The organism is Vogesella sp., assembly GCF_046297735.1.
In the GTDB taxonomy this organism is placed as follows: domain Bacteria; phylum Pseudomonadota; class Gammaproteobacteria; order Burkholderiales; family Chromobacteriaceae; genus Vogesella; species Vogesella urethralis.
Genome location: NZ_JBKBHK010000015.1, coordinates 36,714 through 57,911, shown reverse-complemented (window position 1 = coordinate 57,911; position 21,198 = coordinate 36,714). Strand labels below are relative to the sequence as shown.

At 62.7% G+C, this 21,198-nt stretch carries 16 protein-coding genes and 3 tRNA genes; 11 read left to right on the top strand and 8 right to left on the bottom strand.

Annotated features, from left to right (window positions below; translation table 11 throughout):
- Positions 1 to 25 precede the first annotated feature (25 nt).
- The 3 genes from ACK4FZ_RS14900 (at position 26) to ACK4FZ_RS14890 (ending at position 345) form a co-directional block, all read left to right on the top strand.
- A tRNA-Asn gene (locus tag ACK4FZ_RS14900) sits at positions 26 to 101 on the top strand.
- Positions 102 to 147: 46 nt separating this feature from the next.
- Positions 148 to 223, top strand: a tRNA-Asn gene (locus ACK4FZ_RS14895).
- 46 nt (positions 224 to 269) lie between these two features.
- A tRNA-Asn gene (locus tag ACK4FZ_RS14890) sits at positions 270 to 345 on the top strand.
- A 57-nt stretch (positions 346 to 402) separates the two neighbouring features.
- Here ACK4FZ_RS14890 and ACK4FZ_RS14885 read toward each other — a convergent pair.
- From ACK4FZ_RS14885 to recA, 4 genes are all read right to left on the bottom strand, one after another.
- Positions 403 to 1,236 carry a substrate-binding periplasmic protein gene (locus ACK4FZ_RS14885; protein WP_409822157.1) on the bottom strand — a complete coding sequence of 278 codons (834 nt, stop codon included), beginning with the start codon at positions 1,234 to 1,236 and terminating at the stop codon, positions 403 to 405.
- Between the two features lie 139 nt (positions 1,237 to 1,375).
- Positions 1,376 to 4,006 (bottom strand): alanine--tRNA ligase, encoded by a 2,631-nt coding sequence (alaS, locus tag ACK4FZ_RS14880; RefSeq protein ID WP_409822155.1) that lies wholly within the window; start codon positions 4,004 to 4,006, stop codon positions 1,376 to 1,378.
- A gap of 156 nt (positions 4,007 to 4,162) precedes the next feature.
- On the bottom strand, positions 4,163 to 4,627 hold the full coding sequence (gene recX / locus ACK4FZ_RS14875) for a recombination regulator RecX (RefSeq protein WP_409822153.1): 465 nt from the start codon (positions 4,625 to 4,627) through the stop codon (positions 4,163 to 4,165).
- The gene (gene recA / locus ACK4FZ_RS14870) at positions 4,627 to 5,691 is read right to left on the bottom strand and encodes a recombinase RecA (protein WP_409822151.1); all 1,065 of its coding nucleotides are present in this window, start codon (positions 5,689 to 5,691) and stop codon (positions 4,627 to 4,629) included. The genes recX and recA overlap by 1 nt, the downstream gene beginning before the upstream one ends.
- Positions 5,692 to 5,913: 222 nt before the next feature.
- On the opposite strand from recA, the gene hrcA reads away from it, so the two are divergent.
- The 5 genes from hrcA (at position 5,914) to recR (ending at position 11,097) form a co-directional block, all read left to right on the top strand.
- On the top strand, positions 5,914 to 6,933 hold the full coding sequence (gene hrcA, locus ACK4FZ_RS14865; RefSeq protein WP_144373102.1) for a heat-inducible transcriptional repressor HrcA: 1,020 nt from the start codon (positions 5,914 to 5,916) through the stop codon (positions 6,931 to 6,933).
- Positions 6,934 to 6,970: 37 nt separating this feature from the next.
- Positions 6,971 to 7,993, top strand: a complete 1,023-nt coding sequence (mltB, locus tag ACK4FZ_RS14860) for a lytic murein transglycosylase B (protein WP_409822148.1) — start codon at positions 6,971 to 6,973, stop codon at positions 7,991 to 7,993.
- Positions 7,994 to 8,060: 67 nt separating this feature from the next.
- On the top strand, positions 8,061 to 10,082 hold the full coding sequence (gene dnaX / locus ACK4FZ_RS14855) for a DNA polymerase III subunit gamma/tau (RefSeq protein WP_409822147.1): 2,022 nt from the start codon (positions 8,061 to 8,063) through the stop codon (positions 10,080 to 10,082).
- 6 nt (positions 10,083 to 10,088) lie between these two features.
- Entirely contained in the window at positions 10,089 to 10,427 is a 339-nt protein-coding gene (locus ACK4FZ_RS14850) for a YbaB/EbfC family nucleoid-associated protein (RefSeq protein ID WP_144373099.1), read from the top strand.
- Positions 10,428 to 10,497: 70 nt separating this feature from the next.
- Positions 10,498 to 11,097: a recombination mediator RecR gene (gene recR / locus ACK4FZ_RS14845; RefSeq protein ID WP_144373098.1), complete on the top strand. Its 600-nt coding sequence runs from the start codon at positions 10,498 to 10,500 to the stop codon at positions 11,095 to 11,097.
- Between the two features lie 432 nt (positions 11,098 to 11,529).
- Here recR and dapE read toward each other — a convergent pair whose 3' ends face one another.
- The 4 genes from dapE to ACK4FZ_RS14825 form a co-directional block, all read right to left on the bottom strand.
- The gene (gene dapE / locus ACK4FZ_RS14840) at positions 11,530 to 12,657 is read right to left on the bottom strand and encodes a succinyl-diaminopimelate desuccinylase (protein WP_409822144.1); all 1,128 of its coding nucleotides are present in this window, start codon (positions 12,655 to 12,657) and stop codon (positions 11,530 to 11,532) included.
- Positions 12,654 to 13,004: an ArsC family reductase gene (locus ACK4FZ_RS14835; protein WP_409822142.1), complete on the bottom strand. Its 351-nt coding sequence runs from the start codon at positions 13,002 to 13,004 to the stop codon at positions 12,654 to 12,656. Before ACK4FZ_RS14835 ends, dapE begins: the two co-directional genes overlap by 4 nt.
- A 3-nt stretch (positions 13,005 to 13,007) precedes the next feature.
- On the bottom strand, positions 13,008 to 14,123 hold the full coding sequence (locus ACK4FZ_RS14830) for a PilT/PilU family type 4a pilus ATPase (protein ID WP_409822140.1): 1,116 nt from the start codon (positions 14,121 to 14,123) through the stop codon (positions 13,008 to 13,010).
- Between the two features lie 149 nt (positions 14,124 to 14,272).
- Positions 14,273 to 15,949 carry a long-chain-fatty-acid--CoA ligase gene (locus ACK4FZ_RS14825; protein ID WP_409822138.1) on the bottom strand — a complete coding sequence of 559 codons (1,677 nt, stop codon included), beginning with the start codon at positions 15,947 to 15,949 and terminating at the stop codon, positions 14,273 to 14,275.
- 279 nt (positions 15,950 to 16,228) lie between these two features.
- On the opposite strand from ACK4FZ_RS14825, the gene rimP reads away from it, so the two are divergent.
- Genes rimP through infB form a run of 3 tightly spaced genes read left to right on the top strand, consistent with a single transcriptional unit; the run spans position 16,229 to position 21,149 of the window.
- On the top strand, positions 16,229 to 16,657 hold the full coding sequence (rimP, locus tag ACK4FZ_RS14820) for a ribosome maturation factor RimP (protein ID WP_409822137.1): 429 nt from the start codon (positions 16,229 to 16,231) through the stop codon (positions 16,655 to 16,657).
- Between the two features lie 48 nt (positions 16,658 to 16,705).
- Positions 16,706 to 18,181 carry a transcription termination factor NusA gene (gene nusA, locus ACK4FZ_RS14815; RefSeq protein WP_409822135.1) on the top strand — a complete coding sequence of 492 codons (1,476 nt, stop codon included), beginning with the start codon at positions 16,706 to 16,708 and terminating at the stop codon, positions 18,179 to 18,181.
- A gap of 46 nt (positions 18,182 to 18,227) precedes the next feature.
- Positions 18,228 to 21,149: a translation initiation factor IF-2 gene (gene infB, locus ACK4FZ_RS14810; RefSeq protein WP_409822133.1), complete on the top strand. Its 2,922-nt coding sequence runs from the start codon at positions 18,228 to 18,230 to the stop codon at positions 21,147 to 21,149.
- Positions 21,150 to 21,198 lie beyond the last annotated feature (49 nt).

Here is a 21,198-nt window from a genome sequence, read left to right as displayed (position 1 = left end):
TCGGGCGGTGCTTCACGCAGTATGTTCCCTGATAGCTCAGTCGGTAGAGCGACGGACTGTTAATCCGCAGGTCGCAGGTTCGAGCCCTGCTCGGGGAGCCAACAATTCAGGAAGTAAAGCCTTCGGGCGGTGCTTCAAGCAGTATGTTCCCTGATAGCTCAGTCGGTAGAGCGACGGACTGTTAATCCGCAGGTCGCAGGTTCGAGCCCTGCTCGGGGAGCCAACAATTCAGGAAGTAAAGCCCTCGGGCGGTGCTTCACGCAGTATGTTCCCTGATAGCTCAGTCGGTAGAGCGACGGACTGTTAATCCGCAGGTCGCAGGTTCGAGCCCTGCTCGGGGAGCCACCATCAAGACAAACCCGCCTTTTGGCGGGTTTGTCTTTTTTGCTTTGTGCGTCGCCATCATGGCGGTGCCGGTTTCTCTGCCATCGGTAGCGGCCTGGTCAGTACCTGTTGCAGCAGCCGTTCGCTTTCGCCGCTGTCCTGCAATTGCTGTATCGCTTGTTGCAGCTTGCGGATGGTGGCTGTAGATGTGTGCAGGTTGGCCGCAAAATACAGCTCGCGCGGCGGGGCGATGGCCACGTCGCGTTGCAGCAGGCTGGCGGGTAGGCCGGCCTGTAGCAGCGTGGCCTTGATCCGGTATGGCGAGCCGGCCATGTACTGCACGCTACCGCCCCGTAGCATGCGCAGGCAGTCGTGATGGCTGCCGGTCAGTACCAGCTGACTCCGCTGCGCCTTGTCCTGTTCCCGTAGTGCCTCTTCGCTGACATCCTTGCGTACCGTGCAGATGCGGCAGCAGGCGATGATCTGTTGCAGATTGCTGCTGCCGGCGCTGGCTGGCAGGTGCCACAGGAACTGTTGCGTCTGGCTGAGCTTGCCTATCCAGATAAAACGGTTTTCCCGCTCGGGTGTGCGCGCCAGGCTGAACAGCAGCGTGTTGGGGCGGTTTTCTGCCAGCGCCATGGCGCGTGCCCACGGATAAACGCTGATCGTGGCACTGAGGCCGCCAAGCGCCAGTGCGCGCTGCACAATCAGGGCATGGGCACCGTCGGCGGTCTCGTCGTTGCTGAAGGTGTTGTACGGTGCCCATGGCTCGGTGACGGCAATCAGCTCGTTGCCGTTTTGCTGCGCGCCAGCAGCGCTGCAACAGCCCAGCAACAACACGCCAGTCAGGCGCAGGCCACGCAGCTTGCGGCGGTAGGCAGTGCTGGAGCGAGGCGGGTGGGCAGGGCGCATGGCGGGGTGTCCGGCTGGGCTACCCATTCAGTGTGGCTGATGCGGCACGAACTGCAAGGATGTGTTGCTTTGCCGGTGCGTCATCAAAAAAAACACCCCCGGGCCTGGGCGCGGGGGTGTTGCTTGCCGGGTGGCTGTCTTACTTGGCAGCCAGCCAGTCTTTGGCGCTGGCCAGTGCGGCAGCCAGGTTTTCCGGCTGGGTGCCGCCGGCCTGGGCCATGTCCGGACGGCCACCGCCTTTGCCGCCTACCTGCTGTGCCACGTGGTTCACCAGTTCGCCGGCCTTGAAGCGGCCGGTCAGGTCCTTGGTGACGCCGGCGATCAGGGCTACCTTGCCGTCAGCCTTGCTGCCCAGCACGATGACGGCGGAGCCCAGCTTGTCTTTCAGCTTGTCCAGCGTGTCGCGCAGGGTGGCGTTGTCGGCGCCTTCCAGCTCCGCGGCCAGCAGCTTGACGCCGTTCACGTCGCTGGCTTGCTCGGCCAGGCTGTCGCCGGCGCTGGCGGCCAGTTTGGCCTTGATGGCGGCCAGTTCTTTTTCCAGGGCTTTCACGTCGGCCTGCAGGCTGCCGATCTTGCCCAGTACTTCGTCGCTGCTTTGTGCCTTCAGGTTGGCCGCAGCGGCTTTCAGCAGGGCGTCCTGGGCTTGTACGTAGGCCACCGCGCCTTCGCCGGTAACGGCTTCGATACGGCGCACGCCGGCAGCTACGCCGCTTTCGGTCACGATCTTGAAGAAGCCGATGTCACCGGTGCGCTGTACGTGGGTACCGCCGCACAGTTCGGCGGAGAAGTCGCCCATGGTCAGTACGCGTACTTCATCGCCGTATTTCTCGCCAAACAGCGCCATGGCGCCAGCGCGCACGGCGTCGTCGAAGCTCATCAGTTCGGCTTTGACGTCGTAGTTGGCCGCAATCACGTGGTTGACCAGGCGCTCGATCTCGGCGATCTCGTCGGCAGTCACCGGCTGGCCGTGGGCGAAGTCGAAGCGGGTACGTTCCGGGTTCACCAGCGAGCCTTTTTGCGCCACGTGGCTGCCCAGTACCTTGCGCAGTGCAGCGTGCAGCAGGTGGGTGGCCGAGTGGTTGCGGGTGGTGGCCAGGCGTTTGTGCAGGTCGATGGTGGCCTGTACGGTGTCGCCCACTTTCAGCGCGCCACGGGCCAGACGGCCGGTGTGGCCGAAGACGGCGGCTTTCACTTTCTGGGTGTCGGCCACGTCGAACAGCGCGTCTACGCCGCCAGTGACCGAGATTTCGCCTACGTCGCCGACCTGGCCACCGCCTTCGGCGTAGAAGGCGGTGTGGTCCAGCACCACCACGCCTTCGTCGCCGGCTGCCAGGGCGTCCACTTGCTCGGTGCCTTTGTACAGGGCCACGATGCGGGCGTCGACGCTGGTTTGGCTGTAGCCGTGGAAGGTGGTATCGCTGCCTTCGTAGCTGAGGTTGCCGGCTACTTTGAATGCCGATGCGGCGCGGGCGCGGGTGCGCTGCGCTTCCATGGCGCGCTCGAAGCCGGCCATGTCCACTTCGATATTGCGCTCGCGGCAGATGTCGGCGGTCAGGTCGACCGGGAAGCCGTAGGTGTCGTACAGCTTGAAGATGGTGTCGCCGTCCATGGCGGTCTTGCCGCCGGCCAGTGCAGCATCAACCAGCGCCATGCCGGTATCCAGCGTTTCGGCAAACTTGATTTCTTCGGCGCGCAGCGCGTCTTCGATCTCGGCCTGCTTCTGGCGCAGTTCCGGGTAGGCGTCACCCATCTCGGCTACCAAATCAGCAACGATCTTGTGGAAGAACAGGCCCTTCTGGCCCAGCTTGTAGCCGTGGCGGATGGCGCGGCGGGCGATGCGGCGCAGCACGTAGCCGCGGCCGTCGGCGGACGGCAGGATGCCGTCGGCGATCATGAACGAGCAGGCGCGGATGTGGTCGGCGATCACTTTCAGCGACGGCACGTCCTGGCTGTACGGCACGCCGGTTTCACGCGCAGCGGCGCGCACCAGGCAGGCCAGGGCGTCGGTTTCGTAGTTGGACTTCACGTTCTGCAGCACGGTGGACAGGCGCTCCAGGCCCATGCCGGTGTCGACGGACGGTTTCGGCAGCGGGTGCAGTGTGCCGGTTTCGTCGCGGTTGAACTGCATGAAAACGTTGTTCCAGATTTCCATGAAGCGGTCGCCGTCTTCGTCCGGGCTGCCCGGAGGGCCGCCGGCCACGCTCGGGCCGTGGTCGTAGAAGATCTCGGTACACGGGCCGCAGGGGCCGGTGTCGCCCATGGTCCAGAAGTTGTCGGACGCGTACGGCGCGCCCTTGTTGTCGCCGATGCGGACAATCTTCTCTGCCGGCAGGCCGACGGTCTTGTGCCAGATGTCGTAGGCTTCGTCATCGCTGGCGTACACGGTGACCATCAGCTTGTCTTTCGGCAGGTTCAGCCACTGTTCGCCGGTGAGGAATTCCCAGGCGTAGGTGATGGCGTCGTGTTTGAAGTAGTCGCCAAAGCTGAAGTTGCCCAGCATTTCGAAGAAGGTGTGGTGACGCGCGGTATAACCGACGTTTTCCAGGTCGTTGTGTTTGCCGCCGGCGCGCAGGCACTTCTGGCTGGTGGTGGCGCGGGTGTAGTCGCGCTTTTCGAAGCCCAGGAACAGGTCTTTGAACTGCACCATGCCGGCGACGGTGAACATCAGGGTGGGGTCGTTGCCCGGAATCAGGCTGCTGGAAGCCACAACCTGGTGGTTTTTGGAGGCAAAGAACTCCAGGAATTTCTGGCGGATGGCAGAAGTTTTCATAGGGATTGGGTCGTATTGAATCGGATTCTGAAAACGGCGACACGCGACGCGTGAATATCGGGTCGATTGTGGCAACTGCACACGTTGCTGGCAAGCCTTGCGGCCAACCTTTGCACCCGAAACGCGGCTTTTTGGCGCGGCTGGCGCTGCCGCTTGCTATAAATCGCCGTCGTGCTCGTCGGGCCAGTCGTCGCTGCCCTTGATCACCTGGCGGATGGTGTCCATGCCGAAGCCGCGGCTGGCCAGAAAGCGCATCTGTTTGGCGCGCTCGGCAGCGTCGGCGGGTGGCTGGCCGAATTTCTTCAGCCACAGCTGGCGCGCGGTGGCCAGGTCGCTGCGACCGGACAGCGTGGCCTTGATGGTGTCGGCGTCCACGCCGCGTTCACGCATTTCCATGGCGATGCGGCGGCTGCCGTACTTGCGGCTGCGGCTATCGGCAAACTGCTCGGCAAAGCGGCTGTCCGATTGCCAGCGGTTGCCGGCCAGTTCGTCCAGTACGGCGTCGAGGTCGTCGCCTTCCTGTACAAACGGCGCGAGCCGCCGCTTCAGTTCCAGCCGCGTGTGCTCGCGGCGGGAAAGAAGGTCGACGGCTCGCGCCTTCAGGCTTTTGCCCGTACTCATCAGGCGTCGAAGGTGTCGTCCAGCAGGGCTTCGTCTTCGTCCGGCTGGCCTTCGGTGATCTGTACTTTCACGCCGACGGCTTCGCGGATCTTGCGTTCCACTTCCTGGGCGATGGCCGGGTTGGATTTCAGCCACTCGCGGGTGTTGTCTTTGCCCTGGCCGATCTTCTGGCCGTTGTAGGCGTACCAGGCGCCGGATTTGTCGATGAAGCCGTGCTCCACGCCCAGCTCGATGATCTCGCCTTCGCGGCTGATGCCTTCGCCGTACAGGATGTCGAAATCGGCTTGCTTGAACGGTGGCGATACCTTGTTTTTCACTACTTTGACGCGGGTTTCGTTACCTACCACTTCGTCAGACTTCTTGATACCGCCGATGCGGCGGATATCCATGCGCACCGAGGCGTAGAACTTCAGCGCGTTACCGCCGGTGGTGGTTTCCGGGCTGCCGAACATCACGCCGATCTTCATGCGGATCTGGTTGATGAAGATCACCAGCGTGTTGGTGCGCTTGATGTTGCCGGTCAGTTTGCGCAGCGCCTGGCTCATCAGGCGGGCCTGCAGGCCGACGTGGCTGTCGCCCATTTCGCCTTCGATTTCGGCCTTCGGCACCAGCGCGGCAACCGAGTCCACCACGATCACGTCCACGCCGCCGGAGCGAACCAGCATGTCGCAGATTTCCAGTGCCTGTTCGCCGGTGTCCGGTTGCGAGATCAGCAGGTCTTCTACCGAGACGCCCAGTTTCTGCGCGTATTGCGGGTCGAGCGCGTTTTCGGCGTCGATGTAGGCGCAGGTGCCGCCCAGTTTTTGGGCTTCGGCCACCACTTGCAGACACAGCGTGGTTTTACCCGACGATTCCGGGCCGTAGATTTCCACCACACGGCCGCGCGGCAGGCCACCCACGCCCAGTGCCAGGTCCAGGCCCAGCGAGCCGGTGCTGATCACTTGCAGGTTTTCGGTGATCTGGTTGTCGCTCATGCGCATGATCGAGCCTTTGCCGAACTGCTTTTCAATCTGCGCCAGCGCTGCGCTCAGTGCCTTGCTCTTGTCTTCGGAACGCTCTGCCATGCTTGCTCCAATCGGAAATCGTTGAGTTCAAATTCGTGATGGGTTTGATTATGTACGTTTTCATCCGGCCTGCCAAATAAAAACGCAGCCGCCGGTGCAAGAACGCCACACCGGCCACGCAGGGTGGCTGGCCAAGCGCTGATTATCGCACGAATGGCCGGCCCGGTTGGCCGTGTCGCGGCGGGGCTTTGGCGATGCGGCAAGCTGTGACAGAATGGCTGCATGCTGAACGATCGCACCCAACATCTGCTCAAGGTTCTGGTAGAGCGCTACATCGCCGACGGCCAGCCGGTAGCGTCCAAGACGCTGGCGGCGGTGTCCGGCCTGGAGCTGTCGCCGGCGTCCATCCGCAATATGCTGGCCGACCTGGAAGGCCTGGGCCTGATCGCCTCGCCGCACACGTCGGCCGGGCGCGTGCCCACGCCGCGCGGTTACCGGCTGTTTGTCGACCGCTTGCTTACCGTGCAGCAGCTGGGTGAGCCGGCGGTGGCCGAGCTGCGCCACAACCTGCAGCCGGATAGCCCGCAGCGCGTGGTGCAGGCTGCGTCGCAGCTGCTGTCGGAGCTGACGCAGTTTGCCGGCGTGGTGATGACGCCGCAGCGCGCCGACGCTGCCTTCCGCCAGGTGGAGTTCCTGCGCTTGTCCGAGCGCCGGGTGCTGCTGATCCTGGTGACGCTGGAAGGCGATGTGCAGAACCACCTGTTCAACACCGCGCGCGATTACAGCAGCAGCGAGCTGGTGGAGGCGGCCAACTTCCTCAACCAGCATTACGCCGGCCACGCCTTCGACCGCATTGCCAGCCGGGTGGGCGAGGAGCTGCAGCAACTGCGCGGCGACATCTCCGAGCTGATGCAGATGGCCATCCTGTTCGGGCAGCAAGCGCTGTCCGGCGGCGACGATCTGGTGATCAGCGGCGAGGGCAAGCTGCTGAATGTCAGCGACTTCTCTGGTGACCTGAACCGGCTGCGCGAACTGTTCGATACCTTCCAGCGCAAGACCGAGCTGCTGCAGCTGCTGGAACAAAGCCGCCGCGCGCCGGGGGTGAACCTTTTCATCGGCGACGAGTCCGGCGTGATGACGCTGGACGACTGCAGCGTGGTGATCGCGCCGTATCGCCTGAACGGCCAGGTAGTGGGCACGCTGGGCGTGGTGGGGCCCACGCGCATGGCCTATGAGCGGGTGATTCCGATCGTGGACATCACCGCGCGCCTGGTGTCCAGCGCCCTCAATTTCAATGACTAGGCCGCCTTGCGGCCAACCTTTCCTGCGGATAATCGCCATGACTTTCAAGACCGTGCTGGCCGCGGCCGGCCTGCTGCTGGCCAGCGTTGCCACCCATGCCGACGTGGCGCTACTGATGCGCCCGGACGTGCAGCGCTATATCGACGAGCAGGTCGCCAGCGGCGAGCTGACCCGTGCCGAGCTGGAAACCGTGTTTGCCAATGTGGAGCCGAAGCCGAACATCATCGCCATCATGGACAAGCCGTCCACCGCACGGCCGTGGTACCAGTTCCGCCCCAACTTCTATAGCGACAAGCTGATGCAGGAGGGCGTGACCTTCTGGCAGCAAAATGAAGCCACGCTGCAACGTGCCGCCGAGACCTACCGCGTGGCGCCCGAGATCATCGTGGCTATCATCGGCATCGAAACGCGCTACGGCCGCAATACCGGTAGCTTCCGCCTGGCCGATGCGCTGACCACGCTGGCGTTCGATTACCCGCGCCGTGCCGACTTCTTCCGTGCCGAGCTGACCGAGTTTTTCCGCCTGGCGCGCAGCGAGAACGTCAACGCGCTGAGCCTGAAGGGCAGTTACGCCGGCGCCATGGGCTTGCCGCAGTTCATGCCGTCCAGCTACCGCAAGTGGGCGGTGGATTTTGACGGCGATGGCCACAAGGACATCTGGAACAACCCGGTGGACGCCATCGGCAGCGTGGCCAACTACTTCCGCGAGCACGGCTGGCTGGGGGGCGACGACGTGGTGATTCCGGCCGAGCTGGCGCCGGGCACGGTGCCGGACGAGTTGGCCGCCGACAAGTTCAACCTGCACTACACGGTGGCCGAGCTGAAAGCGCGTGGCGTGCTGCCGCAAGCGCCGGTGCGCGACGATGCGCTGGCGGTGCTGGTGCCGCTGGAAGTAGCGCCGGGCGTCACACGCTACTGGCTGGGCCTGAACAACTTCTACACCATCACCCGCTACAACAAGAGCACGCTGTACGCGATGGTGGCGCACGAGTTGTCGCAGGAAATGCGCGCCCGCTTTCTGCAGGCCAGAATGGCCGCCAGCCAAGGCAGCGTGAACTGAATCGGGGCGGGGCGGCCAGCACAGAAATAGTCGCCATCGCTGGCGAATCCCTTTAGAATCGGCCGCCATGACCTATCAAGTTCTCGCCCGCAAGTGGCGCCCCAAGCGCTTTGCCGACCTGGTCGGCCAGGAGCACGTGGTGCGCGCCCTGTCCAATGCGCTGAAAGAATCCCGCCTGCACCACGCCTACCTGCTCACCGGTACCCGTGGCGTGGGCAAGACCACCATCGCCCGTATTCTGGCCAAGAGCCTGAACTGCGAAACCGGTACCACGGCCGAGCCGTGTGGTGTGTGCCAGGCCTGCACCCAGATCGACGCCGGCCGCTTTGTCGACCTGCTGGAAATCGATGCCGCGTCCAATACCGGTATCGACAATATCCGCGAAGTGCTGGAAAACGCCCAGTACACGCCCACCATGGGCCGCTACAAGGTCTACATCATCGATGAAGTGCACATGCTGTCCAAAAGTGCCTTCAACGCCATGCTGAAGACGCTGGAAGAGCCGCCGGCCCACGTCAAGTTCATCCTGGCCACCACCGACCCGCAAAAAGTGCCGGTCACGGTGCTGAGCCGCTGCCTGCAGTTCAGCCTGCGCAACATGACGCCGCAACAGGTGGCCAGCCATCTGGCGCACATGCTGGACGTAGAGGACATTGCCTACGAAAGCCCGGCGCTGGCGCTGCTGGGCCGGGCTGCCGCCGGCTCCATGCGCGACGCGCAGTCGCTGCTGGACCAGGCCATCGCCTACGGGCTGGGTGAAGTGAAAGAAGAGGGCGTGCGCGCCATGTTGGGCGCGGTGGACAAACGCTATCTGTTTACCCTGCTGGACGCGCTGGCCGCCGCCGACGGTGCCCGCCTGATGGCCGAAGTGGAAGCGTTGGCCGCGCGCGGTATCGGTTTTGACAGTGCGCTGGCCGAGCTGGCCAACGTGCTGCACCAGATCGCGCTGGCGCAGACCGTGCCCGACGCCATTGCCGGCGACGAGCCGGAGCGCGACGCGCTGTTTACGCTGGCCGCCACGCTGGCGCCGGAAGACGTACAGCTGTACTACCAGATCGCCTTGCACGGCCGCCGCGACCTGGCGCTGGCGCCAGACGAACACGCCGGCTTCAGCATGACGCTGCTGCGCATGCTGGCTTTCCACCCGGTAAACGGTGGCGACAGCGTGGCGCGGCCGTTGTCGTCGGCGCGCCCGTCGCAACCGGCCCCGGCTGGCCATGCGGCCAACCCGGCTGCCTCGGCGGCTGCGGCTGCCGGTGTATCGCCGGCGCGGGCGGCGCTGGCCCAGCTGGGCATGAAGCCGGCCGAGCGCAGTGCGCCGGCCGCCGACAAGCCGGCACCGGCCGAGCCGGAACCCGAGCCTGCGCGGCCTGCTGCGCCGCTAGCCGTCGCCACTGCCAAAGCGGCCCCGGCCGCGCCGCGTGAGCCGGCGCCTTGGGAAGACGCCCCGGCCCCGGTCACCGTGGCTGCGCCCGCCAAGCCGGCTGTGCTTGCCCCCGTGGCAGCACCTGCGCCGGTCGCCGCACCCGCCATCGCCCCGGCCCCGGCCCCGGCCAGCGAGGCGGCTGACGCCGACGACGAGCGCGAGCCGGAAAACCTGGATACCGCCAGCGACGACGAGCTGCCGGCCTACGCCATGATGATGGACGAGGATTTTGGCGCCTTGATGGCCGATGCGCCGTCTGAGCCTGCCGCCCCAGCCTTCGACGGCGACTGGGCCGAGCTGGTGCGCCGCCTGGGCAACAAGCTGGGCGCCGCGCGCATGCTGGCGCAGAACGCCGCGCTGAAGCAGTGGGATAACGGCCTGTTCGACCTGGCGGTGCCGGAAGCCTTCCGCAGCATGGCCACGCGCGATTACCAGGACAAACTGAAAACCGTTCTGGCCGAGCATCTCGGCCGGGACATCACCTTGAGGGTGTCGGTAGAGACCCTCGACATGGAGACCCCCGCCATGCGCGATGCCCGCGCCAAGCGCGAGCTGCAGGCGGAAGCGCGTCAGATCATGGAAAACGACCCGGTGGTCAGGCAGCTGGTGCAGGAAATGGGTGCCATGCTGCTCGCCGATACAATACAACCCGTTCAGGAGTAAGCCGCGATGTTTGGTAAAGCCGGTATCGCTGGCCTGATGAAGCAGGCCCAGCAAATGCAGGAAAACATGAAAAAAGCCCAGGAAGAACTGGCCCAGGTGGAAGTGGAAGGCCAGGCCGGTAACGGTCTGGTGAAGGTCGTGATGACCTGCTCCCACGTTACCCGCCGCGTATCGATCAGCGACGACCTGCTGGCCGATGCCAAGGAAGACAAGGACATGCTGGAAGACCTGATCGCCGCCGCGTTCAACGACGCCAGCCGCAAGGCCGACGAAACCTCCGCCGAGCGCATGCAGGGCTTTACCGCCGGCATGAACCTGCCGGCCGGCATGAAGCTGCCGTTCTGATCGTTCGCTGATCTGATCAAGGTTGGCCGCAGGCAGTTGCTTGCGGCCAACCTTTTTTACTGGAGCCTCCATGAAGAACCCGCCCTCGCTTGACCAGCTGATCGCGGCGCTGAAAGTGCTGCCCGGTGTCGGCCCCAAATCCGCGCAACGCATGGCGTTTCACCTGCTGCAGAAAGACCGTGGTGGCGCCGACAAGCTGGCGCGTGCGCTGGACCATGCGCTGATGAATTTGCGCCACTGCGAGCGCTGCCATACCTTCAGCGAAACCCCGCTGTGCAACGTCTGTGCCGACGCCGAGCGGCGCCAGGATTTGCTGTGCGTGGTGGAAATGCCAGCCGACCTGCTGATGCTGGAGCAGACGCGCTGCTACGACGGGCTGTACTTCGTGCTGATGGGGCGCCTATCGCCGATGGACGGCGTCGGCCCGAAAGACATCGACCTGGAACGGCTGGTGGCACGCGCTACCGATGGCCAGGTGGAGGAGGTGATCATTGCCACCAACTTCACCGCCGAAGGCGAGGTGACGGCGCATCTGATCAGCGAGATGCTGAAGGCGCAGGGCTTGCGCGTCAGCCGCATTGCACGCGGCATGCCGGTAGGCGGCGAGCTGGAAAACGTGGACCCGGGCACGCTGGCCCAAGCCATGTACGAGCGCCGCAACGTCGGCTAGGCGCGCCAGTATCTCGGGTGCTATCCGGCAACACAAAAGCCAGCCCTGCGGGGTAATGCCAGTCAGTTAGCGCTGACTGGCGTTTTTTGGCTAGGGGTTTGTTGTGTTTGAAGAGTGCTATTGTGTCCGCGATGCGGACGATGTTTAGATGCCGGTTCCGCCCGGCAGACAGGAAAGGGGGCGGGTTGCCGCCCCCTTTTCATTCCCCCGCAACCCGGGGCTGCTCGAAACCCCGTCCAAAATGGCACGCCCCAGGCGCCGCCGAACTCGCCCCTCGCTAACGGCTCGGGGCTCAAACAAATCGACGTCTTAAAACCTGGGGCGCACCATTTTGACCGGCTCGCGCCAACGGGATGGGGCGCTGCACTCACGTCCTGCTACTTGAAAGCACATTCGCCTAAATGGCTGGCATTAGCCCTGCGGGGCTGGTGATCAGCGCAGCAGGGTGTGCAGCGTTTTTTCGTAGACGCAGGCCAGCGGCTCGATGTCGTCCACACACACGCATTCGTTCAGCTTGTGAATGCTGGCGTTGATCGGGCCGAACTCCACCAGCTCGCGCGCGATGCGCTTGATGAAGCGGCCATCCGAGGTGCCACCGGTGGTGTTCAGCTCCGGCGTCACGCCGCAGGTGTCCACGATGGCCTGGCTGATGGCGTCGGTCAGCGCGCCCGGGGCGGTGATGAACGGGTTGCCCGACAGCGCCCAGTGCAGTTCGTAGGCCAGCTGGTGCTGGTCCAGAATGGCGTGCACGCGGTCTTTCAGGGTCTCTGCGGTGTGTTCGGTGCTGAAGCGGAAGTTGAACTTGATCTCGCAGCTACCCGGAATCACGTTGGTGGCGCCGGTGCCGGCGTGGATGTTGGACACCTGCCAGCTGGTGGGCGGGAAGTAGTCGTTGCCGTGGTCCCATACTTCGGCGGCCAACTCGGCCAGCGCCGGGGCCGCCAGATGGATGGGGTTTTTCGCCAGGTGCGGGTAGGCGATATGGCCCTGGATGCCGTGCACGATCAGGTGGCCGGACAGCGAGCCGCGGCGTCCGTTCTTGATGGTGTCGCCAAATACTTGCGACGAAGTGGGTTCGCCCACGATGCAGTAGTCCAGCTGCTGGCCGCGCGCTTCCAGCGTATCGACCACCCGTACCGTACCGTCTGCTGCCACGCCTTCTTCGTCCGAGGTGATGAGGAAGGCCAGGGTGCCGGCGTGGTCGGGGTTGGCCGCAATGAAGCGTTCGCTGGCGGTGATGAAGGCAGCCAGCGAGGCTTTCATGTCGGCGGCGCCGCGGCCGAACAGGTGGCCGTTACGGATGGTGGGTTCGAACGGGTGGCTGTCCCATTTGTCCAGCGGGCCGGTGGGCACCACGTCGGTGTGGCCGGCAAAGCACAGTACCGGGGCGCCGTGGCCGCGGTGTGCCCAGAAGTTGCTGACGTCGCCGAACGGCATGCGCTCGATGGTGAAGCCCAGGTCTTCCAGGCGGGCGATCATCATCTCCTGGCAGCCTTCGTCGCGCGGGGTGATGGAGTCCTGGCGAATCAGCGCCTGGGTGAGGTCGAGTGTGCTGCTCATCGGCCGAACTCCGCTGCGTAATCCACGTCCTTGAAGCCGACGCGCAGCTTGCCGCCGTTGTCCAGCACCGGGCGCTTGATCAGCGACGGTTTGGCTTGCAGCAGGGCAATGGCGGTGTCGGGGTTGGCCGCTTGCGCTTTCTCGGCGTCGTCCAGTGCGCGCCAGGTGGTGCCGGCGCGGTTGACCAGCTTGTCCAGGCCGATGGCGGCGATCCAGGTGCGCAAGGTGGCCTCGTCTATGCCCTGTTTCTTGAAGTCGTGGAAAGTGAAGTCCAGTTGCTGGCTGCTCAGCCAGGTGCGGGCCTTCTTGACGGTGTCGCAGTTGGGAATGCCGTAGAGGGTGATCATGGTCTAGTGGTTCAGTGTAAAGCCGGTGAAGGTGGTGGTGTCTTGCTTGCTCTGGCCGCTGGCGCTGTCGTGGTTGACCAGCCAGAACAGGTTGGTAGGCGAGTCGGCATTCTGCAGCGCCTCGTCCAGCGTAATCATGCCATCTTTGTACAGGCGGAACAGCGACTGCTCGAAGGTCTGCGAGCCTTCGCTCATGCTGCTTTCGATGGCTTCCTTGATCTTGTCGATCTCGCCGTTGCGGATCAGCTCCGACACGTGGGCGGTGTTGAACATGATCTCCATCGCCGGGCGGCGCTTGCCGTCCACGGTTTGCACCAGCCGCTGCGATACCACGGCTTTCAGTGTGGCGGCCAGGTCCATCAGCAGCGCGTTGCGGTTTTCCAGCGGGAAGAAGCTGATGATGCGGTTCAGCGTGTGGTAGCTGTTATTGCCGTGCAGCGTGGAAATGCACAGGTGGCCCGATTGGGCGTAGTTGATGGCGTAGGTCAGCGTTTCGGCGTCGCGGATCTCGCCGATCATCAGTACGTCCGGCGCCTCGCGCATGGCGTTTTTCAGCGCGTTCTGGTAGCTGTGGGTGTCCACGCCGATCTCGCGCTGGTTGATGATGGCGCGCTTGTGCTCGAAGATGAACTCGATCGGGTCTTCTACCGTCAGGATGTGGCCGGGCTGGGTCTGGTTGCGGTGCTCCAGCATGGCGGCGACGGTGGAGCTCTTGCCGGAGCCGGTGGAGCCAACGATGAAGATCAGGCCGCGGCGCTGGCGGATAAGGTCTTGCAGCGAGTCGGGCAGGTTTAGCGACGCCAGGCTGGGGATGCTGGGGGTGATGTAGCGGATCACCATCGCCACCTGGCCGCGCTGGCGGAAGATGTTGACGCGGTAGTTGCCCAGCCCGTCTACCTGGCGGCCGAAGTTCATTTCCATCTCGGCTTCGAAGGTGGCGATGTCGTCCTCGCTCATCAGGCTGTAGGCCAGGCGTTTGACGTTGTCCGGTGTCAGCGGCTTGTCGTTGACCTGCAGGGTCTGGCCGTCGATCTTGATCTGGGGAGGGGTGCCGCAGGAAAAGAACAGGTCGCTGGCCTTCTTGTCGGCCATCAGCTTGAAAAACGGCAGCATCAGCATGGTGGGTAGTACGCATGGCGGGTGACAGTCATGCGCTTAGTCTAACGCGAAACGCGGCGCGATGGCATTTATCGTCATACCCATAGCGTTGGCCGCAAGCAAGAAAAAACCCGCCTTTGGGCGGGTTGTGTGCAGGTAGCGGCTGGCGCTTAGTTTGGCTTGACTTCGGCGTCGCGCAGGGCGCGGCGCAGGATCTTGCCCACGTTGGTTTTGGGCAGCTCCTGGCGGAATTCTACCGCCTTCGGTACCTTGTAACCGGTGAGGTTGGCGCGGCAGTGGCTCAGTACATCGGCTTCTGTTAAGCCTTGATCTTTCTTGACCACGAACACCTTCACCACTTCGCCTGATTTGTCGTCCGGCACGCCAATGCAGGCCACTTCCAGTACGCCGGGGTGTAGTGCAACCACGTCTTCGATCTCGTTCGGGTACACATTGAAACCGGACACCAGAATCATGTCTTTCTTGCGGTCCACCAATTTGACAAAGCCGTCCGGGGTGATCATGGCCATGTCGCCGGTGGCCAGGAAACCCTGGCTGTCGATAACCTTGGCGGTTTCTTCCGGTCGCTGCCAGTAGCCCTTCATCACTTGAGGGCCGCGGATGCACAGCTCGCCTGGTTCGCCGATGCCCACTTCGCGACCTTCGTTGTCGCGAATCTGGATGTCAGTGGACGGAATCGGCACACCAATGGTGCCGTTGTAGGCTTTCAGGTCCAGCGGGTTGATGCAGGCGGCCGGGCTGGTTTCGGTCAGGCCATAGGCTTCGATCAGCGGTGTCCCGGTGACGTCTTTCCATTTGTCGGCTACTGCCTTTTGCACGGCCATGCCGCCGCCCAGTGCCAGGCGCCAGGTGGAGAAATCCACGGTTTTGAAGTCGGGGTTGTTCAGCAGCGCGTTGAACAGGGTGTTGACGCCGGTGATAGCAGTAACCTTGTATTTTTTCAGCTCTTTCACAAAGCCGGGGATGTCGCGCGGGTTGGTGATGAGGATGCTCATCGCACCCAGTTCGGTAAACACCATCAGGTTCGCGGTGAGGGAGAAGATATGATATAGCGGTAGGGCGGTGACGATGATTTCCTGACCTTCGCGTACCGAGTGCTTCACCCACTCACCGGCTTGCAGCATGTTGGCCACAATGTTGGCGTTGGTCAGCATGGCGCCTTTGGAGACGCCAGTGGTGCCGCCGGTGTATTGCAGGAAGGCGATGTCGTCATGGCCGATGGCAACCTTGCGCATCGGTTGGCGCGCGCCCAGTGCCAGCGCGTCGTTAAAGCTGGTGTGGCCGGCAATCTGCCACGGTGGCACCATCTTCTTGACCTTGCGTACTACGAAGTTGACGATCAGGCGTTTGGGGAAGCCCAGCATGTCACCGATGGTGGCGATGACCACGTTCTTCACCGGCGTGCGCGGCAGTACCTGTTCCAGTACGTTGGCGAAGTTTTCCAGAATGACGATGGTTTCGGCGCCAGAATCTTTTAGCTGATGTTCCAGTTCGCGTGGCGTGTAAAGCGGATTGACGTTCACCACGGTGCAGCCTGAGCGCAAGGTACCGAATACGGCTACCGGGTACTGCAGCAAGTTGGGCATCATGATGGCCACACGGCTGCCTTTGCCTAAACCCAACGTGTTCTGCAGGTAGGAGGCAAAGTTTGCCGACAGCTGGTCCAGTTCGCCGTAGCTCAGGATCTTGTCCATGCAGGCTAATGCCGGGCGGTCGCGGAACTTGGCGGCGCTGCGTTCAAATACTTCCGCTACCGACTGGAACTCGTTGATGTCGATCTCGGCAGCAACCCCGCTCTGGTAATTCTTCAGCCAGATTTTTTCCATGGCGTTTGTCTTCTCCATCGTGTTGGTTCGTGGCCCCCATTGTTTTTATCGGGTGGCGCAAGGGGGATCTGCTTGGTGCAGATTCAATATAGATTGTTTCGGCGAACGTTTGTTTCGTAGCCCACAGCAACTGTACCGTATGTCGCATCCAGTGCAAAGCATGTGCTTGGTTTGCGCCCGCAAGGCTTGGTTTTCTTTTGTCGCAGAGTGGTTTATAATCGCGGCATTTTAGGGATGGGCGGTTCTTCGCCCATTTTTCTTTTCTGGAATTGGATGCCCATGGATGTACGTTTGCTGCTCGAGAACACGCTGCCCGGTTTGGGGTATGAACTTGTAGATTTTGAAATGACCCCCGGGGGTGGTTTCCGCGTGTTCATGGATAAACCGGGTGGCATTACCGTGGAAGACTGTGTGGCGGTGAGTAACCACCTGACACGTCTGTTCATGGTGGAAAACATCGACTACGAGCGTCTGGAGGTTTCCTCCCCCGGCCTGGATCGTCCGCTCAAGAAAGAAGCGGACTACGTGCGTTTTACCGGCAGTCTTGCCAAGATCCGCACCCGCCTGCCGGTGGAGCAGCAGAAGCGCTTCATGGGCCGCATCCAGGGTATCGCCGATGGCGTGGTGAGCCTGGCACTGGAAGATGGTCGTAGCGTGGCCATTCCCCTGACGAATATCGACAAGGCTCGTCTGGAGCCGGAGTTTTAATTCGCAGGACGTTGGCCGCGTACAAGAATACGGAATTTGGAGGATTGCATGAGTCGCGAGATTTTGCTGTTGGTTGACGCTCTGGCGAGCGAGAAGAACGTCAACCGCGAGGTGGTTTTCTCGGCGCTGGAAATGGCGCTGGCGTCTGCTACCAAGAAGAAGTTCAACGAAGATGAGCTGGACGTTCGCGTAGAAATCGACCGTCACAATGGCCAGTACCAGACTTTCCGCCGCTGGACCGTGGTGGACGCCGAGGCACTGGAATACGAAGACCGCGAGCTGAGCCTGGAAGAGGCCCGCGAGCGTGACCCGCGCGCAGAACTGGGCAGCGTGATCGAAGAACCGATGGAAGCGGTGGAGTTCGGCCGTATCGGTGCTCAGGCTGCCAAGCAAGTGATCCTGCAGAAGATCCGTGATGCCGAGCGCGAGCAGGTGCTGAACGAGTTCCTGCAACGCCGCGAAAGCCTGATCACCGGTACCATCAAGCGCATCGAACGTGGCAACGCCATCGTCGAGTGCGGCAAGCTGGAAGCCGTGCTGCCGCGCGACCAGATGATCCCGAAGGAAAACCTGCGCGTGGGCGACCGCGTGAAGGCTTGCCTGCTGCGCATCGACCGTCTGGGTCGTGGCCCGCAGCTGGTGCTGTCGCGTACCTCTCGCGAGTTCCTAGTGAAGCTGTTCGAGCTGGAAGTGCCGGAAATCGAAGAAGGCATGCTGGAAATCAAGGAAGCCGCCCGTGACCCGGGTATGCGCGCCAAGATGGCCGTTAAGTCCAACGACCCGCGTCTGGACCCGCAAGGTACCTGCATCGGCATGCGCGGCTCCCGGGTGCAAGCGGTTACCCAGGAACTGGCCGGCGAGCGCATCGACATCGTGCTGTGGGCGGCAGAGCCGGCCCAGTTCGTGATCAATGCGCTGTCGCCTGCCGAAGTGAACCGCATCATGGTGGATGAAGACAGCCACACCATGGACGTAGTGGTCGAGGAAGAACAGCTGGCGCTGGCCATTGGCCGTGGTGGCCAGAACGTGAAGTTGGCCGCCGAGCTGACCGGCTGGAACCTAAACATCCTGACCGTGACCGAAGCGGAAGAAAAGCACCTGGAAGAGGATGCCAAGCTGCGCGAGCACTTCATCCAGCATCTGGGCGTGGATGAAGAAATGGCTGCCCTGCTGGTGCAGGAAGGCTTTGCAACGCTGGAGGAGGTGGCTTATGTGCCAATCTCCGAAATGCTGGAAATCGATGGTTTTGATGAGGCACTGGTCAACGAGCTGCGTAGCCGTGCCCGTGACGCCATCCTGACTCTGGCGATTGCATCGGAAGAAAAAGTGGAAGAAGTGGCCGACGAGCTCAAGGATCTGGCAGGACTGGATGCCGAGCTGGTACGCAAACTGGCCGAAAACGGCGTGACCACCCGTGACGACCTGGCCGATCTCGCCGTTGACGATCTGGTCGACATGACAGGCATGGAAGCCGACGCGGCTCGCGCTCTCATCATGAAAGCCCGCGAACACTGGTTTAACTGAACCAGCCGCCTCTCGGACAGAATGCTAGAAGGAATTAGGAATACGCATGGTTTTGACGAATGTAAAGCAGTTTGCCAGTGAGCTTAAGCTGTCCCCGGAACGTCTTCTGGAGCAGCTGAAGAACGCTGGTGTCAGCAAGCGCAGTCTGGAAGACACCCTGAGTGAACAGGACAAGAAGCAGTTGCTCGATTACCTGAAGACATCGCACGGTGCTCGTGACGAAGGCAAGGTTACCCTGACCCGCAAACAGACCAGTGAAATCCACACTGCAGCCGGTAGCACAGTAAAAGTGGAAACCCGCAAGAAGCGCACTTTCGTACGCCCGGAAGACCAGCCTGCTGCTGCGGCCCCTGCTGCTGAAGCGCCAAAGGCTGCCCCGGTAGTCGAGGTGGCAGCCCAGGCTGTTGCTGCGCCGGTCGCGGAGGCTGCCAAGCCTGCTGCTGCGCCAGTGGTCGCCGCCAAGCCCGCCGCGCCGAAAGTAGAAGAAAAGAAAGTGGAAGAGAAAAAGGCCGAAGCCAAGCCCGTTGCTGAAGCTGCTGCATCAGTTGCTCCGGTGAAGCAGCCGACGCTGACCCGTCCGGCGCCGACTTCCATCTTGAGCCAGGAAGAAATGGACGCCCGCGCTGCGGAAGAGCGCCGTCAGGCCGAATTCCGCGCCCGTCAGCAAGCGCTGCTGCGCGAGAAGCAAGAGCGCGAAGCGCGCCGTCTGGCTGCCAAGGCCGAAGCCGCTGCGCCGGCACCGGTGGTGGCCAAACCCGAGCCGAAAGCCGAAGAGCTGCCGCGTTCGGCCAAGCCGACCCAGCCGCGCATGCAGCCGGCCGCTGCTGGTCAGCGTACCGATGCGCCGCGTGGCGAGCGTAGCGGTGACCGCAATGGCGGTCAGCAACGCCCGGCAGGTCAAGGGCAGCGCCCGGGCCAAGGCGGCCAACGCCCGGCAGGCCCGGGTGCTCGTCCGGCCGCTGGTGGTGCACCGGCGCGTGGCCCGGCAGCTGCTGCGCCGGCAGCCCCGGCCCCGGCTGGTGACGCTCGTCCTGGCGACAAGCGTGGCCCGGCCAAAAAGGGTGGTGGCAAAGACTGGAATGATGGCAAGAAGGGCAAGGGTCTGAAAACCCGCGGTGGCGATGCCAGCAACGACTGGAAAGCCCGCAAGGCTGGCGGCAAACACAAGAATGCCAACAACCAGCATGCCTTCCAGACCCCGACCGAACCGATCGTGCACGAAGTGCTGGTGCCGGAAACCATCACCGTTGGTGACCTGGCGCACAAGATGGCCGTGAAGGCCGCTGAAGTGATCAAGGTACTGATGAAGATGGGCATGATGGTGACCATCAACCAGGTACTGGACCAAGAAACCGCGCTGATCATCGTGGAAGAAATGGGCCACGTCGGCAAAGCTGCGCAGGCGGACGATCCGGAAGCCTACCTGGCCGACGGCGAAACCCTGGAAGTTTCCGAGCAGATTTCCCGCCCGCCGGTGGTGACCGTGATGGGTCACGTCGACCACGGTAAAACCTCGCTGCTGGACTACATCCGCCGCGCCAAAGTGGCTGCTGGCGAAGCCGGCGGCATTACCCAGCACATCGGTGCTTACCACGTGGAAACCCCGCGCGGCATGATCACCTTCCTGGATACCCCGGGTCACGAAGCGTTTACCGCCATGCGTGCCCGTGGTGCCAAGGCTACCGATATCGTGGTGCTGGTGGTAGCTGCCGACGACGGCGTGATGCCGCAAACCATCGAAGCGATCCACCACGCCAAGGCGGCGGGTGTGCCGATCGTGGTGGCAGTGAACAAGATCGACAAGCAAGGTGCCAACGCCGAGCGTATCCGTCAGGAACTGGTAGCGCACGAAGTGGTGCCGGAAGACTGGGGCGGCGATACCCAGTTCATCGAAGTGTCGGCCAAAATGGGCCTGAACATCGATGCGCTGCTGGAAGCCATCCTGCTGCAAGCCGAAGTGCTGGAGCTGACTGCTGCGGTTGACGCGCCGGCCAAGGGCATCATCGTGGAAGCGCGTCTGGATAAAGGCCGCGGCCCGGTTGCCACGCTGCTGGTGCAGTCCGGTACCCTGAAGAAGGGCGATATCGTGCTGGCAGGTACTGCCTTCGGTCGCGTTCGTGCCATGGTGGACGAAAACGGCAAGCCGATCGACGAAGCCGGCCCGGCCATCCCGGTAGAAATCCTGGGTCTGTCCGACGTGCCGTCTGCCGGTGAAGACGCGATGGTACTGGCCGACGAGAAGAAGGCGCGTGAAATCGCCCTGTTCCGTGCTGGCAAGTTCCGTGACGTACGTCTGGCCAAGCAGCAAGCCGCCAAGCTGGAAAACATGTTTGCCCAGATGTCCGAAGGCGAAGTACAGAGCCTGTCCGTCATCATCAAGGCCGACGTGCAAGGTTCCTACGAAGCGCTGGCTGGCAGCCTGCAGAAACTGTCTACCGAAGAAGTGCGCGTCAACATCCTGCACTCCGGCGTGGGTGGTATCTCCGAGTCCGACATCAACCTGGCGATCGCGTCCAAAGCCATCGTGGTGGGCTTCAACGCCCGCGCCGATGCGGCAGCGCGCAAGCTGGCAGAGAGCGAAGGCGTGGAAATTCGTTACTACAACATCATTTACGATGTGGTAGACGACGTGAAAGCCGCCATGTCCGGCATGCTGGCACCGGAGAAGAAAGAGCAGATCATCGGTACCGTGGAAATCCGTCAGGTGATTCCGGTATCCAAGGTGGGCAATATTGCCGGTTGTATGGTGACCGACGGCGTGATCAAGCGCGCTGCCAGCATCCGCCTGATTCGCAACAACGTGGTGGTGCACACCGGCGAACTGGACTCGCTCAAGCGCTTCAAGGACGACGTGAAGGAAGTGAAGCAAGGCTACGAATGTGGCCTGATGCTGAAGAACTTCAACGACATCCACGAAGGCGACCAGCTGGAAGTCTTCGAGATCGTGGAAGTCGCACGTTCCCTGTAATGCACTGAGTACCGAGGCGGGTGCAAGGTTGGCCGCAAGGCTGGCCGGC

Coding starts and splice junctions, on each gene's coding strand:
- ACK4FZ_RS14825 (WP_409822138.1), bottom strand. CDS start 15,949: ATGGAAAAAATCTGGCTGAAGAATTACCAGAGCGGGGTTGCTGCCGAG.
- recA (WP_409822151.1), bottom strand. CDS start 5,691: ATGGCAGAGCGTTCCGAAGACAAGAGCAAGGCACTGAGCGCAGCGCTG.
- hrcA (WP_144373102.1), top strand. CDS start 5,914: ATGCTGAACGATCGCACCCAACATCTGCTCAAGGTTCTGGTAGAGCGC.
- recX (WP_409822153.1), bottom strand. CDS start 4,627: ATGAGTACGGGCAAAAGCCTGAAGGCGCGAGCCGTCGACCTTCTTTCC.
- recR (WP_144373098.1), top strand. CDS start 10,498: ATGAAGAACCCGCCCTCGCTTGACCAGCTGATCGCGGCGCTGAAAGTG.
- alaS (WP_409822155.1), bottom strand. CDS start 4,006: ATGAAAACTTCTGCCATCCGCCAGAAATTCCTGGAGTTCTTTGCCTCC.
- nusA (WP_409822135.1), top strand. CDS start 16,706: ATGAGTCGCGAGATTTTGCTGTTGGTTGACGCTCTGGCGAGCGAGAAG.
- mltB (WP_409822148.1), top strand. CDS start 6,971: ATGACTTTCAAGACCGTGCTGGCCGCGGCCGGCCTGCTGCTGGCCAGC.
- ACK4FZ_RS14835 (WP_409822142.1), bottom strand. CDS start 13,004: ATGATCACCCTCTACGGCATTCCCAACTGCGACACCGTCAAGAAGGCC.
- infB (WP_409822133.1), top strand. CDS start 18,228: ATGGTTTTGACGAATGTAAAGCAGTTTGCCAGTGAGCTTAAGCTGTCC.
- dapE (WP_409822144.1), bottom strand. CDS start 12,657: ATGAGCAGCACACTCGACCTCACCCAGGCGCTGATTCGCCAGGACTCC.
- dnaX (WP_409822147.1), top strand. CDS start 8,061: ATGACCTATCAAGTTCTCGCCCGCAAGTGGCGCCCCAAGCGCTTTGCC.
- ACK4FZ_RS14850 (WP_144373099.1), top strand. CDS start 10,089: ATGTTTGGTAAAGCCGGTATCGCTGGCCTGATGAAGCAGGCCCAGCAA.
- ACK4FZ_RS14885 (WP_409822157.1), bottom strand. CDS start 1,236: ATGCGCCCTGCCCACCCGCCTCGCTCCAGCACTGCCTACCGCCGCAAG.
- ACK4FZ_RS14830 (WP_409822140.1), bottom strand. CDS start 14,123: ATGCTGATGCTGCCGTTTTTCAAGCTGATGGCCGACAAGAAGGCCAGC.
- rimP (WP_409822137.1), top strand. CDS start 16,229: ATGGATGTACGTTTGCTGCTCGAGAACACGCTGCCCGGTTTGGGGTAT.